General features: G+C 57.3%; 16 protein-coding genes. 6 read left to right on the plus strand and 10 right to left on the minus strand.

What is annotated here, in order from left to right; translation table 11 throughout:
- The first annotated feature begins 68 nt into the window (after positions 1–68).
- Both AC2AXP_RS02325 and bglX read left to right on the plus strand, forming a co-directional pair.
- Positions 69–998 (plus strand): LysR substrate-binding domain-containing protein, encoded by a 930-nt coding sequence (locus tag AC2AXP_RS02325; RefSeq protein ID WP_039992341.1) that lies wholly within the window; start codon positions 69–71, stop codon positions 996–998.
- Positions 999–1,295: 297 nt separating this feature from the next.
- Positions 1,296–3,596 (plus strand): beta-glucosidase BglX, encoded by a 2,301-nt coding sequence (gene bglX, locus AC2AXP_RS02330; RefSeq protein WP_484381395.1) that lies wholly within the window; start codon positions 1,296–1,298, stop codon positions 3,594–3,596.
- Positions 3,597–3,776: 180 nt separating this feature from the next.
- On the opposite strand, the gene AC2AXP_RS02335 is transcribed toward bglX, so the two are convergent.
- From AC2AXP_RS02335 to lsrK, 6 genes are all read right to left on the minus strand, one after another.
- Positions 3,777–4,079, minus strand: coding sequence for a hypothetical protein (locus AC2AXP_RS02335; RefSeq protein WP_004965617.1), 303 nt, complete (start codon positions 4,077–4,079; stop codon positions 3,777–3,779).
- Complete coding sequence (locus tag AC2AXP_RS02340; RefSeq protein ID WP_004965616.1) at positions 4,076–4,711, minus strand: AAA family ATPase; 636 nt, start codon at positions 4,709–4,711, stop codon at positions 4,076–4,078. Before AC2AXP_RS02340 ends, AC2AXP_RS02335 begins: the two co-directional genes overlap by 4 nt.
- Positions 4,712–5,043: 332 nt before the next feature.
- A complete protein-coding gene (gene yajD, locus AC2AXP_RS02345) occupies positions 5,044–5,385 on the minus strand; it encodes an HNH nuclease YajD (RefSeq protein ID WP_004965614.1) in 342 nt (113 codons plus the stop codon).
- A gap of 71 nt (positions 5,386–5,456) precedes the next feature.
- Complete coding sequence (locus AC2AXP_RS02350) at positions 5,457–6,350, minus strand: LysR family transcriptional regulator (RefSeq protein WP_088499624.1); 894 nt, start codon at positions 6,348–6,350, stop codon at positions 5,457–5,459.
- A 54-nt stretch (positions 6,351–6,404) separates the two neighbouring features.
- On the minus strand, positions 6,405–7,589 hold the full coding sequence (locus AC2AXP_RS02355) for an MFS transporter (protein WP_039992339.1): 1,185 nt from the start codon (positions 7,587–7,589) through the stop codon (positions 6,405–6,407).
- 152 nt (positions 7,590–7,741) lie between these two features.
- Positions 7,742–9,307 carry an autoinducer-2 kinase gene (gene lsrK / locus AC2AXP_RS02360; protein WP_484381396.1) on the minus strand — a complete coding sequence of 522 codons (1,566 nt, stop codon included), beginning with the start codon at positions 9,305–9,307 and terminating at the stop codon, positions 7,742–7,744.
- Between the two features lie 181 nt (positions 9,308–9,488).
- Between lsrK and lsrG the strand changes: the two genes are divergently transcribed.
- Together lsrG and AC2AXP_RS02370 are read left to right on the plus strand one after the other, a co-directional pair.
- Entirely contained in the window at positions 9,489–9,782 is a 294-nt protein-coding gene (gene lsrG, locus AC2AXP_RS02365) for a (4S)-4-hydroxy-5-phosphonooxypentane-2,3-dione isomerase (protein ID WP_004965604.1), read from the plus strand.
- Between the two features lie 105 nt (positions 9,783–9,887).
- Positions 9,888–10,799, plus strand: coding sequence for an EamA family transporter (locus tag AC2AXP_RS02370; RefSeq protein WP_484381397.1), 912 nt, complete (start codon positions 9,888–9,890; stop codon positions 10,797–10,799).
- 20 nt (positions 10,800–10,819) lie between these two features.
- On the opposite strand, the gene AC2AXP_RS02375 is transcribed toward AC2AXP_RS02370, so the two are convergent.
- On the minus strand, positions 10,820–11,665 hold the full coding sequence (locus AC2AXP_RS02375) for a PA4780 family RIO1-like protein kinase (protein ID WP_004965600.1): 846 nt from the start codon (positions 11,663–11,665) through the stop codon (positions 10,820–10,822).
- Positions 11,666–11,778: 113 nt separating this feature from the next.
- Positions 11,779–13,269, minus strand: a complete 1,491-nt coding sequence (amyA, locus tag AC2AXP_RS02380; RefSeq protein WP_484381398.1) for an alpha-amylase — start codon at positions 13,267–13,269, stop codon at positions 11,779–11,781.
- Between the two features lie 211 nt (positions 13,270–13,480).
- On the opposite strand from amyA, the gene AC2AXP_RS02385 reads away from it, so the two are divergent.
- The gene (locus AC2AXP_RS02385) at positions 13,481–13,651 is read left to right on the plus strand and encodes a hypothetical protein (protein ID WP_004965597.1); all 171 of its coding nucleotides are present in this window, start codon (positions 13,481–13,483) and stop codon (positions 13,649–13,651) included.
- On the opposite strand, the gene bhsA (AC2AXP_RS02390) is transcribed toward AC2AXP_RS02385, so the two are convergent.
- Both bhsA (AC2AXP_RS02390) and bhsA (AC2AXP_RS02395) read right to left on the minus strand, forming a co-directional pair.
- The gene (gene bhsA, locus AC2AXP_RS02390; RefSeq protein ID WP_039992337.1) at positions 13,652–13,909 is read right to left on the minus strand and encodes a multiple stress resistance protein BhsA; all 258 of its coding nucleotides are present in this window, start codon (positions 13,907–13,909) and stop codon (positions 13,652–13,654) included. It abuts the gene before it with no gap.
- Between the two features lie 201 nt (positions 13,910–14,110).
- Entirely contained in the window at positions 14,111–14,368 is a 258-nt protein-coding gene (gene bhsA / locus AC2AXP_RS02395) for a multiple stress resistance protein BhsA (protein ID WP_273867030.1), read from the minus strand.
- 173 nt (positions 14,369–14,541) lie between these two features.
- Here bhsA (AC2AXP_RS02395) and AC2AXP_RS02400 point away from each other — a divergent pair, with 173 nt between their 5' ends.
- Positions 14,542–15,186, plus strand: a complete 645-nt coding sequence (locus AC2AXP_RS02400) for a TetR/AcrR family transcriptional regulator (protein ID WP_004965590.1) — start codon at positions 14,542–14,544, stop codon at positions 15,184–15,186.
- The last annotated feature ends 13 nt before the right edge of the window (positions 15,187–15,199 follow it).

Raw genomic sequence — 15,199 nt, forward strand, 5'->3', positions numbered from 1 at the left:
TGCATGGCGCGACAAGAGAAACTTTGTCATGCTTGCCATGCGTTTTGATCATGGCTGGAGAGGCCAATATGCGAACATCACTGCCGTCACTCGACGTTTTAAAAACCTTTGTTGTGGTAGCGCAACGGCTGAACTTCACCCATGCCGCGCAGGAGCTGCATCTGACGCAGGGGGCGGTGAGCCGCCAGGTGCTGGGACTGGAGCAACAGCTGGGCTATGCGCTGTTCAGCCGGCGTGCCCGTGGATTGACGCTGACGCCGCAGGGGGCGCAGCTGTTGGTGCCGGTACAGCAGACGCTGGAGCAACTGGCGCAGGCGCTGGAACGCGTTGCTGCGCAGCCCGGCGTACTGCGTATCAAATGCCCGACCTGCGCGATGCGCTGGGTGTTGCCGCGCATTATTCGCCTGCAGAACGACAGGCCGGAAATGCGTATCGAATTAACCGCCTCGGTGTCGCACGGGCTGGATTTCGCCAGCGAGCCGTTCGATGCCGCAGTGGTGTTCGGCGTGCCGCGCGGCAAACGCCTGAGCGTCCATCCGCTGTTTGACGAGGTGCTGACGCCGGTATGTACGCCGGATTATCTGGCCGCCGCCAGCCAGCCTTTGACTGCCGCCGATCTGGCGGAGCAAACCCTGTTGCATCCGACCCGTGACCGACGCGACTGGCTACGCTGGCTAACGGCGGCTGGGCAGGCACCGTTGCCGGATGCCAAATCACAGCATTTCGATACCCTCGATTTGGCGATGAGTGCGGCGCTGCAAGGTTTTGGTATCGCCATTGGCGATCTGTGCCTGCTGGAAGACGATCTGCAGGCGCGTCGCATCATCACGCCATTCCCGCTTAGCGTCGCCAGTGGTAGCGGCTATTATTTGGTCTATCCTGAACATGCGGTACTGCCGACGACATTAGTACAATTGGTGGATTTCTTGACCGAGGAAGCACAACACAGTCGCAATAGGCTCAATCGCTACCTGTCTACCACCTCTAACAGCTTGTAACCATTAACGTTACGAATTGTTTCTGCTGAGAAAAAGAGTGTGGCACACTGTCAGACAGCGGATAAAGCCGGCGCATGACAAGCGTCTGCGCTGGGGTTACAGCGGCATGCAGCGCCATTGCATTTGCCGGTAGCCATTGTGTGTTCCCGGTGGTTGGCCCAGGGGATGAAACGCGCTTCGTTTGTCTGCCGAGTGCGCCGGAGGCGAGCGGACAGCTCGCTTTGCCATCAACCGCATCCGTTTTCCTGTTTAATTTTCCTGCCGTGTCTGTGGCGGGAACATGCCTGAGATAACAATATGAAATGGCTTTGTGTAGTGAGTCTGTTGTCCGGTCTGGCCATCAGCCCGGCATTTGCGCAGGACACCTCCAGCGCAACGCAAGGAATCCACGCGCAACAGCGCGATGCGTTCGTTAGTAATCTGATGAAGCAAATGACGCTGCAAGAAAAAATTGGCCAGTTGCGGCTGATCAGCGTTGGACCGGACAACCCGAAAGAAGCCATTCGCGAAGGCATTCGCCAGGGGCAAATCGGCGCGATTTTCAATACCGTCACCCGGCCGGATATCCGCGTGATGCAAGATCAGGCGATGCAGCTCAGCCGCCTGAAAATCCCGTTATTCTTCGCCTATGACGTGCTGCACGGTCAGCGTACCGTATTCCCGATCAGCCTGGGGCTGGCGGCCAGTTTCGATTTGGAAGCCATCGCGCTCAGCGGCCGGGTATCGGCGCAGGAAGCCAGCGACGACGGCCTGAACATGACCTTTTCGCCGATGGTCGACATCACCCGAGATCCACGCTGGGGGCGGGTGTCGGAAGGCTATGGCGAGGATACCTGGCTGGTGTCGAAAATCGCCAGGGTGATGGTGGATGCCTACCAGAACGGCGACCCGTCCAAACCAGGCTCGGTGATGGCCAGCGTCAAGCATTTCGCGCTGTATGGCGCCACCGAAGGCGGCCGTGACTACAACTCCGTTGACATGAGTCCGCTGCGCATGCAGCAAGACTACCTGCCGCCATACAAGGCGGCGATTGACGCTGGTAGCGGCGGGGTGATGGTGTCGCTCAATGCGATTAACGGCATTCCAGCCACCGCCAACCCGTGGTTGCTGAAAGATCTGCTGCGCAACCAGTGGGGCTTTAGCGGCATTACCATCAGCGATCACGGTGCGATCAAGGAACTTATCAAGCATGGCGTGGCGCAGGATGCGCGCGATGCGGTGCGGCTGGCGATCACCTCCGGCGTCGATATGAGCATGAGTGACGAGTATTACGACAAATACCTGCCGGGGCTGATCAAGGAAGGGCTGGTGTCGGAAAGCGATATCGACCGTGCCTGCCGCAACGTGCTGAATACCAAGTACGACATGGGGCTGTTTAAAGATCCGTACACCCATCTGGGGCCGGTGGGGTCCGATCCACAGGATACCAATGCCGAAAGCCGGCTGCACCGTGCCGAAGCGCGAGTGGTGGCGCGTAAGACCATGGTACTGCTGAAGAACGAACATCAGACGCTGCCGCTGCACAAGCAGGGCACCATTGCGCTGGTGGGGCCGATGGCCGACAGTCAGCGTGACGTGATGGGCAGTTGGTCGGCGGCGGGCGTCGCCAAACAATCGGTAACGCTGCTGCAAGGCATGAAAAACGCCGTCGGCGACAAGGCGAAAATCATCTACGCCAAAGGCGCCAATATCACCCAGGACAAGAGCATCATCGATTATCTGAATCTGTACGAGCCGGCGGTGGAGTTCGACCCCCGTCCTGCGCAGCAAATGATTGATGAAGCAGTCAATGCCGCCAAACAGGCCGACGTAGTAGTGGCGGTAGTGGGGGAGTCGCAGGGCATGGCGCATGAAGCCTCCAGCCGTGCCGACATCACTATCCCGCAGAGCCAGCGCGATCTGATCGCCGCGTTGAAAGCCACCGGCAAACCGCTGGTGCTGGTGCTGATGAATGGCCGACCTCTGGCGCTGGAATGGGAAAGCCAGCGGGCGGATGCAATGCTGGAAACCTGGTTCAGCGGCACCGAAGGCGGTAACGCGGTGGCCGACGTGCTGTTTGGCGACTATAACCCGTCCGGTAAACTGCCGATGACCTTCCCGCGTTCAGTGGGGCAGATCCCGATGTATTACAACCACCTGAACACCGGTCGTCCGTTCAATAAAGAAAATCCGGGCAAGTACACCTCGCGTTACTTCGACTCGGCGAACGGCCCGCTGTATCCGTTTGGCTATGGCCTGAGTTACAGCAGCTTTGCGCTGTCGGACTTCACGCTTTCCAGCCCCACCATGGCGCGCAACGGCAAAATCACCGCCAGCGTCACGCTGAAAAATACCGGCAAGTACGACGGCGCCACCGTGGTGCAGTTGTATATTCAGGATGAAACGGCAACGGTCAGTCGCCCGGTGAAGGAGCTGCGCAACTTCAAGAAGGTGATGCTGAAAGCCGGCCAGGCGCAGACGGTGGAACTGCCGATCGTTGAAGACGATCTCAAGTTCTACAATGCCAAGCTGCAATGGGGCGCCGAGCCGGGCAAGTTCAACGTATTTGTTGGACTGGATTCCGATAACGTACAACAGCAGAGCTTTACGCTGAAGTAATCCGCCGCACGCGGGGCGCAGTCTGATCCTGCGCCCCGCGTGGCATTCCCACTGGTCGTAGGGATTCTGAAGATAACCTTTTATTTTAATCGGTTATCTTGATTTTATTAACTTATTAACTTATTAACTTGCTGATTTAATAGCTTACTTGCTTAGTAAGCTATTATCTTGATGGCTTGCTCAGTTCTTTTTCAGCAGTGCCAGCAACTGGGCTTCGGTGTTGTCGGCCAGGCCGTCGATCGCCAGCTTGATAATGTCGGAGCGGGTGATACGTACCAGACCGTTGCGCGCCGCCAGTACGATGATGTCGTCGATAGCGTCGACGTGGCTGTCGGTCAGGCTGACAGAAATGGCTTTATAGGTGCGTTTACGGCCCTGGGTTTTGGTTTCGCTGGCGGTGGCGGTAGGGATCAGCGTATGCGATGTGGCGCTGTTGATAAACTCGTCTTCCGACATGCGGTGGGTCGGCGTCCGCTTTTTCATAAGATCACCTCTTTTACCAGGCTTTCGATTTCGTGCTGCGCTTTGGGGTTATGCGCTTCATGAATGGTCTTTGCTTCGCCCCAGGCGTCACGATAAATCTTGCGATCGCACAAGCGGTTGCTCACCAGCGTGAATTGCGGGTATTCGCTTAACACCGCAGCCGCTTCATTGGCTTCGTTAATGAAGATATTGGTCGGACACATGTTCAGCACAATGTAGCCCTTCACTTTTTCATTGTATTCCTGCGCGGTGGAGAACATCTCTGACAGATAGCCGACGGTGTCGAGATCCATCTGCGACGGACGCAGCGGCGACAGGAAGAGGTCGGCGGCCAGTAGGCCGGAGCGCAGTTCGGCGCTGTCGCGGCCGGCGGTATCGACGATAACGTAATCGTAATGGCGGTTCAGCTCCAGCAAGGTCTCCTTGATTTTGCCGGACGCCGCCACCACCGGAATATGTGGCAGCCCATCGCCGTTTTGCCGATCGTTGTACCAGGTCATGATCGATTTTTGGTCGTCGGCGTCAACGATTATCGCTGTTTTGCCTTCCTTGAGGATCAGATACCCGGCGATATTTACCGCCTTGGTTGATTTCCCTACGCCGCCTTTCTGCGAGCCAATCAAAACAATCATGCTGCCATCTCTCAAGTTATTAAGCTGATAACTTATTAAGTTAGTTGCTTATTAGGTTGATAATCAAACAGGTTAACAGGATACAATATGCCCGAAGCCGCCGAGCTTGCCAAGCGGCTATCCTGCTAACTTAACGCATTATTTTGCTGGCAAGCGGCCAGGCAGGTAAGTAGGAATTCTCTGGGAATAAGCATGGGAGAGGTTGGCAGCTTACGGGGCTGGTTGGTTGTTAGGTTATTAGCTTAATAAGTAATTGCGTTATTGGCCTGGCAGCTTATGGCGAGTGTGGCGCAGCCGGCCGGTCGGGCGCCGCTGGCGCAGCGCCCGTTGCGTTACTTTTTCATCAATGCTTTCAGGTTGGCGAACGGATTGTGCGTGGCGATGCCGACGTCCTGCTGCGCATCCTCGCCGGCCACCACCGTCGAACCGTACTGGTCTGCTTCGGTGTATTTTGAATGCTCATGATCGTGGCAGTACAGGCACAGCATTTCCCAATTGCTGCCATCCTCCGGGTTGTTGCTGTGATCGTGATCGATGTGATGCACCGTTAATTCGCGCAGGTTGGAATAAACAAATTCGCGTGAGCAGCGGCCACAGACCCACGGGAACAGTTTCAGTGCCTTTTCGCGATAGCCGACTTCCAGTTTCGCGTAGTTTTTTGGGATATATGCCATGGTATGCCTGCCGATAGGAAACGATATTGGCGCAATAATACCACAAAGTTTCTGCTGACAACGGTTGGCCGTTAACTGAACCGCTCCACTGCCCACTCGATAAACACTCGCAGTTTGGCGCTTAAATGGCGGTTGGACGGATAGACCACATACAGGTGATCGGCCGGTGGCTGCCAGTCGGCCAGAATGCTGACCAGTTCGCCGCTGTCCAGCTGCGGCTGGGCCATAAAACGCAGCGTTTGTACGATGCCCAGATCGGCCAGCGCCGCTGCGATCAACGCGTTGCCTTCGTTGACGCTGATTTGATAACGATGCTGAATATCGATGGCTTTGCCGCCGTCGACAAAATGCAGTGGTTGAATGCGATCGTTCACCGCGTGGCGATAATGCGCCAGCGGAAAGCCTTGTTCCAGATCGCACGGATGGCGAGGTGTGCCGTGGCGGGCAAGATAGCTCGGCGTGGCGCAGGTGACCCACTCCAGCGCCAACAGCCGGCGGGCGATCAGACTGGAATCCGCCAGTGGCCCGCTGCGCAGCACGCAGTCGGCGCTGTCGCTGATTAAATCAATTTGCCGATCGCCAACCCCCAGATCGATCTGAATCTGCGGATAGCGAGCAAAAAAATCCGGCAGGGCAGGCAACAGTAGCTGGCGTGCAGAACCGCCGCCGACGTCGATACGCAGCACCCCCTGCGGCGCGCTTTGTGATTCCGTCATGCTGCCCTCCATCTGTTCCAGCTCTGCCAGCCATTTCACCGTACGTTGGTAATAGCATTCGCCTTCCGGCGTTACCGATACGCTGCGGGTGGTGCGCTGGAACAGCTTGGTTTGCAGGTGGTTTTCCAGATTTTGTACCAGCTTGGTGACGGTGGCTTTCGGCATGCGCAGCGAGTCTGCCGCCCGGGTAAATCCGCCGGTTTCAACCACGCGGGTAAACACGCGGATGGCAAGTAAATGATGATCCATAATGCTCCCAAGGCCCAGAACCCGGCGCTAGCCGGGGAGATTTTCACTCTGCTTCTAGGATTGTTTAGCGTCAACCATGCCGGAGCGCAAGGACAAACCGAACACCAGCGCCGCGGACAGGATCAGCGCACCGCCGAACAGCATGGCGCTGCTGACGCCTTGCCAGTCAACCACTTCACCGCCGAGCAGCGCGCCCGAGGCCAGGGCGATCTGAATGACGCACACCAGTAACGCCTGACCGGCTTCCGGTGCCTGCGGTACGGCGTTGAACATCCAGTTGGTGGCGCAAACCGGCACTGCGCCAAACGCCAGTCCCCAGATCAGTACCATCAGCGTTGCGCCAGGGATACCGCTGAGCAGTGGTGACACAATCAGAATGCCCGCCAGCATAACGGCAATCAGGATAAAGGTGGCGCGCAGGCTGTATTCAGCCAGACGCTCGCCGGCGAAGGTGCCCAGCAGACCGATCGCGCCGTAGGCCAGCAACTGCATCGAAATGGCCGATGGGCTCAGCACAAACACCTGTTGCAGCAGCGGTCGCAGATAGGTGTAGGCGGCAAAGTGACCGATAAACAGCAGTACGATGGCGATCAGGCCAATGCGCGCCAACGGCAGGCGCAGCGGCAACAACAGATCGCGCGGCGTCACCGCGCGGCTCGGCGGCACCGAGGTCAACAGGCGCGCTTGCGCGATCAGCACCGCCAGTGCCAACACGGCGCTGCCAAAGAAGGCGGCGCGCCAGCCGAACATATCGCCAATCAGCGCACCCGCCGGCACGCCGCATACTGCACCGACCGAAATACCGCTCAGGATCAGCGCCGTTGCCCGACCCTGGCTGGCTTCCGGCACCAGATGGCGGCCATAGTTGGCGGCGAATGACCAGAAGCCACCGACGCAAACGCCGAGCAGCACGCGGCCGAGCAGCATCATCGGGAAGTTGACCGCCAGCGCGGAAACCAGATTGGAGACGATCAACAGCAGCGACAGACCGAGCATCAACAGGCGACGATCTAGCCGCCCGGAGGCCAGACTCAGCGCCGGCGCGGCGACCGCAGCGACGATGCCGGGCATGGTCACCATCAGGCCGGCGGTACCGGTACTGACGTTCAGGGAAGGGGCGATATTGGTCAGCAAACCGATCGGCAGGAATTCTGTTGTCACCATAACAAAACAGGCGACCGTCAGTGAAAAAATGGCCAGCCAGGCTGATGATGCAGGTTTATCTTTATTATTCAGCATAATACCGCTCGTCTCAGGAGATATTGTGATTCGCTCGCACCGGCAGCGAGTGACAGAGATCACAATTTACGCAGCGTTGTGCGCCAGATAAATCCGTTTGCGGTAATTACACTGTTTCTGTACAGGAACAATCGTGCCGTACGGCGGCCAGACTAGAGCCCCGGCGCCTTCCACAGCGAGGTGGTCAGGCCGTGATCCACCAGCGTCAGTTGATCGGCATACACTTCCAGCCAGGTCTCCTTCTGCCGTTGATACAAGGTATGTAGGGCCATATCCGGTTGATATTGCCGCTCCCAGCGTACCAGCCGTTCACCGGTTTCCGCCAGCGAGGGATACAGCCCGACGCCAACCCCGGCGGCAATGGCGCAGCCCAGTGCGGTCGCCTCTTTCACTAGCGGCACCTGCACCGGCAAGCCGGTGACGTCGCTGAGGATCTGACTCCACAGCTTGCCTTTGGCACCGCCGCCGGCGAATACCAGCGATTGCGGCTGTACGCCGGAAAAGCGTGCAATTTGCTGCAGATTGCAGGCGGAAACGATCGCCGCATTTTCTTCCAATGCGCGAAACAGCGTCTGCTTGTTGCAACGCTCGGGATCCAGCGACATATTGATAAATGACGGCGCGGCGTGATACCAGTGGTTAAAATGCATGGCGTCGGAAAAAATCGGCATCACGCCGTAGGCGCCGGGCGGCACCCGTGCCGCCATCTCCTCCAGCAGCGCATAGGCATCGACCCCCAGCCGCTGCGCCAGCAGTTTTTCTTCTGCACAGAATGCATCGCGGAACCAGCGCATGGTCAGGCCGGTGAAGAAACTGATGGATTCCGCCTGCGCCATGCCGGGAATAACGTGCGGATTAATGCGAATGTTCATCTCGGGATCGGTCAGCGGCTGGGGCAGATTGACGATTTGCTGCCAAAAGGTTCCGCCCAGCACCGCCGTTTGCCCGGCGCGCACCACCCCCAGCCCCAGACAGCCCAACTGCACATCGCCGCCGCCCATCACCACCGGCGTGCCGGCCAGCAGCCCGCTTTGTTGTGCCGCCAGCGCGGTGACCTGGCCCAGCAGGCTGCCGGTTTCCTTTACCGGCGACAGCATATCGGCGCGCAGACCGGCCATATCCAGCAGTTCGGGACGCCAGTTACGGCTGGTCAGATCCAGCATGCCGGTGGTGCCGGCATTGGACGGATCCACCGCCAGTTCACCGCTGAGACAGTTTGCCAGCCAATCGCCGATCATAGTGACCGTCGCCGCGCGGCGATAGATGTCAGGGCGATTATGCGCCAACCACAGCAGGCGCGGCATGGCGCTCAACGCCAGCGTCTGGCCGGAATAGCGATAAACCTCGCGCTCAAAGCCGTGATTATGCAGCTCCTTGAGCTCGCTGACCTCGCGGCTGGCACGAGCGTCGACGTTGGCGCAGGCCCAGATGGCTGCGCCGTCGCTATCGTACAGCACGATACCTTCACGCATCGAACAGCATGCCAGCGCACGGATCTCCTGCGCCTCGGCGTTGGCCTGCTGCAACGCCTGTCGTATGCACTGACAGGCCAGTTGCCAGTTGTGGCTGAGCTCGAACTCCATCGAACCGGGCACGTTCGGCACCGCCAGATGGCGCCATTCCTCCTGGCCGCTGGCGATTTGCTGGCCTTCCAGATCGAAAATGACCGCTCGAATGCTGCCCGTACCTGCGTCCAATGCCATCAATAAATTGCGCATAGTTCACACTCTCTGGAAGACCAGTCTTAACTATAGATGGCGGGTGGGATTGACGAGGCAGGCGACGCGGGCGTGAGGTTTAAGAACTGTGAGGTGGGCTGCAAAAACGCCGAGCTGAGGCGGAAATCCGCCCAATAGCGCCTAGCATTGGGGGATATCCCCGTGTCAGCAAGGAGCCGTTATGCAGGTTACGTTAGTCGAAATCAACGTCAAACCCGACCAAGTGGAGCAGTTTCTCGCGGTGTTTCGCGCCAACCATCTTGGCGCCATTGCCGAGCCGGGCAACCTGCGATTTGACGTACTGCAGGATGAGAACATCCCGACGCGCTTTTATATCTATGAAGCCTATAAGGATCGGCACGCGGTGGAGGCGCATAAAAAAACGCCGCATTACCTGCAATGCGTAGAGCAACTGGAGGCGCTGATGACCGAGCCGCGCAAGAAAACCTCGTTTATCGGCGTGATGCCGGCGTAGCCTTTATCGCCGCGCGTCGTCGGCTCGCAGAAAATTTAATTGAGTTGCAGGGTACATCACCGCTAACGTTATACCTATCAACTATCCCGTTGCTCTGGAGCAAACATGGCAGTCCGCGATCGGTTATTGGCGTTGTTGGTGGTGATTATCTGGGGGGTGAATTTCGTCATTATCAAGTACGGCTTACAGAGCATGCCGCCTTTTCTGCTGGCCGGGCTGCGTTTCCTGTTGGTGGCGCTGCCGGCGATATTTTTTATTCCCCGCCCGCAACTGCCGTGGAAATGGCTGATGCTGTACGGCCTGAGCATGAGTTTTGGCCAGTTTGCGCTGTTGTTTCTGGCCATCAAGGTCGGCATGCCGGCCGGGCTGGCGTCGCTGGTGCTACAGGCGCAGGTGTTCTTTACGCTGTTATTGGCGATGCTGTTGCTGGGAGACCGGCTGCGAGCCAACCACCTGGTGGGGATCGTTATCGCCACCGCCGGCATGCTGTTGCTGGCGCAGGCCAGCCTGCAACAGCAGGGGAGCGGCGCGGTGCCGCTGGCCGGACTGTTGCTGACGCTCGGCGCGGCGTTGTCCTGGGCGCTGGGTAATGTTGCCAATAAGAAAATCATGAGCACCTTTCGCCAGCAGGGTATCCTGCCGCTGGTGGTATGGAGCGCGCTGATTCCCATATTGCCATTTTTTGCCTGTAGCTGGCTGTTCGACGATCGTCAGTTGGCGCTCGACAGCCTGCGTCATTTGCGCTTAAGCAGCGTATTGGTGATTGCCTATCTGGCGTTTGCCGCCACCCTGTTCGGCTATTCTATCTGGGGCAGCCTGCTGGCGCGTTATGAAACCTGGCGAGTGGCGCCGCTGGCGCTATTGGTTCCGTTGGTTGGGTTGCTCAGTGCCTGGTTGCTGATGGGGGAAACATTATCCACGCTGCAAATTGCCGGTGCGCTGTGCGTGTTGGCCGGCATGGCAGTCAATATGTTTGGCTTGCCGCGTTGGCGGCCGGTCGCCGCTGCCGGCAAATAACCAACGCAGACGGCGCGTGTTTACTCTTCGTTGCGCGCCATCTGCTGGCGCTGGTAGGCGTCGCTGGCGGCCTGTATTTCGTCCAGCACCGACCCCACGTCGGCGCTTTTGCTGCTTTCCTGATAGTGGCCGGTCAGCGTGCTTTCTGGCGTCAGTTTGCCTTCCTGATACAGCGCCCAGATTTCCTTGGCGTATTTGCTGCCCAGCAGCTGCGGCGCGAACTGGCCGTAATATTGCGTCATGTTGTTGATATCACGTTCAAACATGCTTTTGGCGTGATTGTTGGCGGCGGCGTCGACCACCTGCGGTAGATCGATGATCACCGGGCCGTTTTTATCCATCAGCACGTTGAATTCCGACAGATCGCCATGCACCAGCCCGGCGCACAGCATGCGCACCGCGTAGTTCATCATCAATGCATGATCGGCCAGCGCCTGCGCCGGCTCCAGCGTGATGTCGCTCAGGCGCGGGGCCACCAGGCCTTCTTCATCGGTGATAAGCTCCATCAGCAGCACGCCGTCAAGGCAGATATCCGGTTGTGGCACGCGCACGCCGGCCTTTGCCAGCAGGTGTAGCGCATCGACCTCGGTGTTTTGCCAGGCTTCTTCCTGCTGTTGGCGACCAAAGCGGGAACCTTTGCTCATCGCACGCGCATCGCGGCTGTTACGCACTTTGCGGCCTTCCTGATAATGCACCGCTTGTTTGAAGTTGCGTTTGTCCGCTTCTTTGTACACTTTGGCGCAGCGGATGTCGTTACCGCAGCGCACGATAAACACGTCGGCCTCTTTACCGCTTTTCAAACGACGAATGACGTCGTCGATTAAACCATCATCTACCAATGGCTGGAGTCGTTTTGGAATTTTCATGCAGCCTTGTACCCTATTTAGGCTCTGGTGTGAATGGTTTGCCTGGTCAGAATTGCCAATTAGACCAGAAAGCGGGTAATTAGTTTGCCCGCCGCCGGCGTTGCTGCGGCCTGTCAGACATTTTCCGCCAATACCCATACGCTGACGCTGCCGCCGTTGACCGGAAAGTCGGCGCGGCCCTCCTGGTCCGTTTCGATCGTCTCTGCGCGGTTGCCAAGGAAGTCGCGCCATTGCCGATGCGCCAGCGCATTGCCCAGCGTCACCGTTTTGCTGTTTTCTGCGCCGTTGGTCAGCACTACCACGCAGCCCGGTGCCTCTGCGGTACCGCTGCGGCTGAAGGCGACACAGTGCCTATCGTCGAAGTAATCGGTTTGTGCCCCGTTGGCAAAACGCTGGCGGGCGACGATCAGTTTTTCCAACTCGGTGATGACCGGCATGTCGATCGGGTACTCGCCGCCATCACGGCCGGTATCCTGATAGCTTGCGCCATACAGATCCGGATAAAACACGCAGGGTACGCCCTGTTCGCGCAGCAGGATCAGCGCGTAGGCCAGCGGTTTGAACCAGGGTTCAACCGGCGCTTCCAGCGATTGTAGCGGCTGTGTATCGTGGTTGGCGACAATCGTCACCGCGTGGCTGGGATGGGTGGCGGTCAGGGTATCGGTAAAGATCTGCGCCATGTCGAATTGATCGGCCTGTTTCGATGCCTGGTGGAATTTCAGATGCAGTGCCACGTCGAACAGCATCACTCTGCCGTCTACCATGTCGATGTATTGTTGCAGCGACGCCAAATCGTGCGACCAGTATTCGGCGACGACCAACAGATCGCGCTGTGCCGCTTCTCGCACGTGGTCGGCCCACTGTTTGAAGAACCAGGCCGGAATGTGTTTGGCGGCGTCGAGGCGGAATCCGTCACAGGGCAGGGTTTCCAGCAGCCAGCGCCCCCAGTATTTCAACTCTTCTGCCACCGCGCTATTGCGTAACTCCACGTCGGCGCCCATCAGATAATCGAAATTGCCTTTCTCGTCATCGACCTGCTCGTTCCAGCCGTCATCGCCGTAGTCGTTGGCGATTTTAAAGATGCCTTTTTCCTGCGGATCTTCCAGGTAATCTACGCCGCTAAAGCAGGTGTAGTCCCAAACGAAGGCGGAATATTTCCCCTGACGGCCTGGAAAGGTGAAACGGGTGTAGGCGGTGGCGTCAAAACCGCGGTCGTCAATGTCATTACGATCCTGCGTATCGGTGCGGTAAACATGCACCCGTTCGGTTTCGTCAGCCCCCATCTTGTGGTTGAACACCGTGTCGTAAATGATGCGTACCCCGTGCTCACGCAGAGTATTGGCGGCATGGATCAGCGATTCCCGGTCGCCGTATTTGGTGGCGCGGCTGCCTTTCTGATCGAACTCGCCCAAATCGAACAAATCGTAGCTGTCGTAGCCAACCGAATAGCCGCCGGATGCGCCTTTGTAGGCCGGTGGTAACCACAGGTCGGTGATGCCGATCTCGGCAATCTGCGCAGCGCGTTGCGCCGCTTCTTGCCATAGCTTGCCGCCATCGGGGTAATACCAATGGAAAAACTGCAATAAAGTGGTTTTTTTCGTCATGAGCCGGCATCCCGCTTAGCCAAAGTAAAGAGGAGGGCGTCCGCAACTGACCGTTTACCTGCCGCGGCTGGCCTCGTTTAAGCATGGGCCAAAATTGGCAAAAGGGAAAATCACCCACGGCTATCAATGCGCACCAGGTTTGGTGCATAGCGTAGCGATAGTCGAGACAACGCTAGCAAACCAGATGCGGAACCGGCCTCGCTGGCGCTGAATGTTCAGCACCATGGCGCTGGTGTTGGGGGACGGCAAGCCGGGGCGGGGCATTGGCGCGCAGCCGGATTACGGCGATGAGTTCATCACGCGACGGGGTGGCGGGGTTTTCCAGAAAACACAAAAGGCGGCCAGGGCCGCCTCTTTGCGCAATTGCCGTGTCAGCAATTGATTAATTGTAGATGATCGCAGTGCCGTGCAGTTTGTTGTCACCGGCAGTTGAAATGATCTGGAATGATTTTGCACCGGCTTCATCCGCTTTGGCTGCCAGTTTGTTTTCCAGGCTAGTCAAGTCAGAAGCACCGCTTACCGTTACCACACCGGCTTTTTGCAGATCGGCAGGTTGGCTGTTAACCAGTTCGGCAGCGAAGCTACCAAATGAAACAGAAGCAAGAGCAAGAGCAGCGATGGTCATTTTCAGGTTTTTCATAATCATATTCCTATCTTATGTTCGGTATGAAGTTTGTTCTGTTGGTCGTTAAATTAATTAACGATCGATAATTTAATGTTAGACGCCGGTTTGGCGAATTGCAAGTTATTTTTTAATGTTCGTTAATTAATTCCTGGTTTTTCGTATCTCTGCGAAGGGTAAAACGGCATTTCCCGGCGCTGGAATTAAATTAACTTACTGTTATTTATAAATAACTGCCGTTCCGTGCAGCTGGTTGTTACCACCGGCACCGATGATGCGGTATGACGAGGCGCCTTGTTGCTCGGCTTTTTTTGCCAGGCTGGCTTGCAGAGAGGTAATATCCGACGCGCCGCTGCTGCTGACGACGCCGATTTTCTGTTGGTTTGCCGGTTGACTGTTGACCTGTTCTGCGGCGAAACTGCCGAAGGAGAGGCTGGCCAGAGTCAGTGCGGTTAATACTATTTTTAAGTTTTTCATAAAGTTGGTTCCTATCCGAGAATTCGATTGAGTCATTTTGTCTTTGTCGTTACATTTAAATAACGATCGATAACTAAATGGTAATCGCTTCTCGACGCCGGCGCAATATTTTTTTATAATGATCGTTAATTTAATTGGCAAGCCCTGATTCGGGGCGCAACACGCGAGGGTCTATGACTATCAAAGAAGAGGTATGTGCGAAGAAAACGCGCGGCAGACCGAAACAGTTTGATCGCGACCAGGCGCTGGACCGTGCGCTCGATCTGTTTTGGCGCCACGGTTATGAATCAACCTCGCTGGCCGATCTGGTCGAGGTCACCGGCGCCAAAGCGCCGACGCTGTACGCCGAGTTCGGTAACAAAGAGGGGCTGTTTCGTGCCGCCGTTGAACGTTATCTGAGCAAGTACACCACCTGTACCAACCAGTTGCTGGAACAGACGTTACCGATAGCCGAAGTGGTTGAAGCCTACGTGCGCTCATCGGCGGAGGTATTTACCGATCCGCAAACGCCGTCGGGCTGCTTTATGGTGTGTGCTTCCGCGGCATTGTCTCCGGCATCCGACGACGTGGCCGAAATGCTGCGTCGCAAACATCATACGCAGGAAGCCAGCCTCAAGGCCTGTTTCGATCGCAAGGTACAGCAGGGGGAGCTGTTGGCGAAAACCGACACCGCGTTACTGGCCAAGTACATTATGTGCACCATTGAAGGCATGTCGGTTCAGGCGCGTGAAGGAGCCAGCCGTGACGATTTGCTACGCCTGGTGGAGACGCTGATGATGATTTGGCCACGCCTGAGCCAGGTGGGCAACAAGGTTTGATGCCGGCAGCGCC

This window comes from Serratia sp. Sp408 (assembly GCF_057180665.1).

Excerpts from the sequence above, each read along its gene's own strand:
- yajD (WP_004965614.1), bottom strand. The coding sequence starts at position 5,385 with ATGGCATATATCCCAAAAAACTACGCGAAACTGGAAGTCGGCTATCGC.
- AC2AXP_RS02375 (WP_004965600.1), bottom strand. The coding sequence starts at position 11,665 with ATGAAAATTCCAAAACGACTCCAGCCATTGGTAGATGATGGTTTAATC.
- AC2AXP_RS02400 (WP_004965590.1), top strand. The coding sequence starts at position 14,542 with ATGACTATCAAAGAAGAGGTATGTGCGAAGAAAACGCGCGGCAGACCG.
- AC2AXP_RS02385 (WP_004965597.1), top strand. The coding sequence starts at position 13,481 with ATGTTCAGCACCATGGCGCTGGTGTTGGGGGACGGCAAGCCGGGGCGG.
- AC2AXP_RS02370 (WP_484381397.1), top strand. The coding sequence starts at position 9,888 with ATGGCAGTCCGCGATCGGTTATTGGCGTTGTTGGTGGTGATTATCTGG.
- lsrG (WP_004965604.1), top strand. The coding sequence starts at position 9,489 with ATGCAGGTTACGTTAGTCGAAATCAACGTCAAACCCGACCAAGTGGAG.
- AC2AXP_RS02340 (WP_004965616.1), bottom strand. The coding sequence starts at position 4,711 with ATGATTGTTTTGATTGGCTCGCAGAAAGGCGGCGTAGGGAAATCAACC.
- AC2AXP_RS02355 (WP_039992339.1), bottom strand. The coding sequence starts at position 7,589 with ATGCTGAATAATAAAGATAAACCTGCATCATCAGCCTGGCTGGCCATT.
- amyA (WP_484381398.1), bottom strand. The coding sequence starts at position 13,269 with ATGACGAAAAAAACCACTTTATTGCAGTTTTTCCATTGGTATTACCCC.
- bhsA (WP_039992337.1), bottom strand. The coding sequence starts at position 13,909 with ATGAAAAACCTGAAAATGACCATCGCTGCTCTTGCTCTTGCTTCTGTT.
- AC2AXP_RS02325 (WP_039992341.1), top strand. The coding sequence starts at position 69 with ATGCGAACATCACTGCCGTCACTCGACGTTTTAAAAACCTTTGTTGTG.
- AC2AXP_RS02335 (WP_004965617.1), bottom strand. The coding sequence starts at position 4,079 with ATGAAAAAGCGGACGCCGACCCACCGCATGTCGGAAGACGAGTTTATC.
- bhsA (WP_273867030.1), bottom strand. The coding sequence starts at position 14,368 with ATGAAAAACTTAAAAATAGTATTAACCGCACTGACTCTGGCCAGCCTC.
- AC2AXP_RS02350 (WP_088499624.1), bottom strand. The coding sequence starts at position 6,350 with ATGGATCATCATTTACTTGCCATCCGCGTGTTTACCCGCGTGGTTGAA.
- lsrK (WP_484381396.1), bottom strand. The coding sequence starts at position 9,307 with ATGCGCAATTTATTGATGGCATTGGACGCAGGTACGGGCAGCATTCGA.
- bglX (WP_484381395.1), top strand. The coding sequence starts at position 1,296 with ATGAAATGGCTTTGTGTAGTGAGTCTGTTGTCCGGTCTGGCCATCAGC.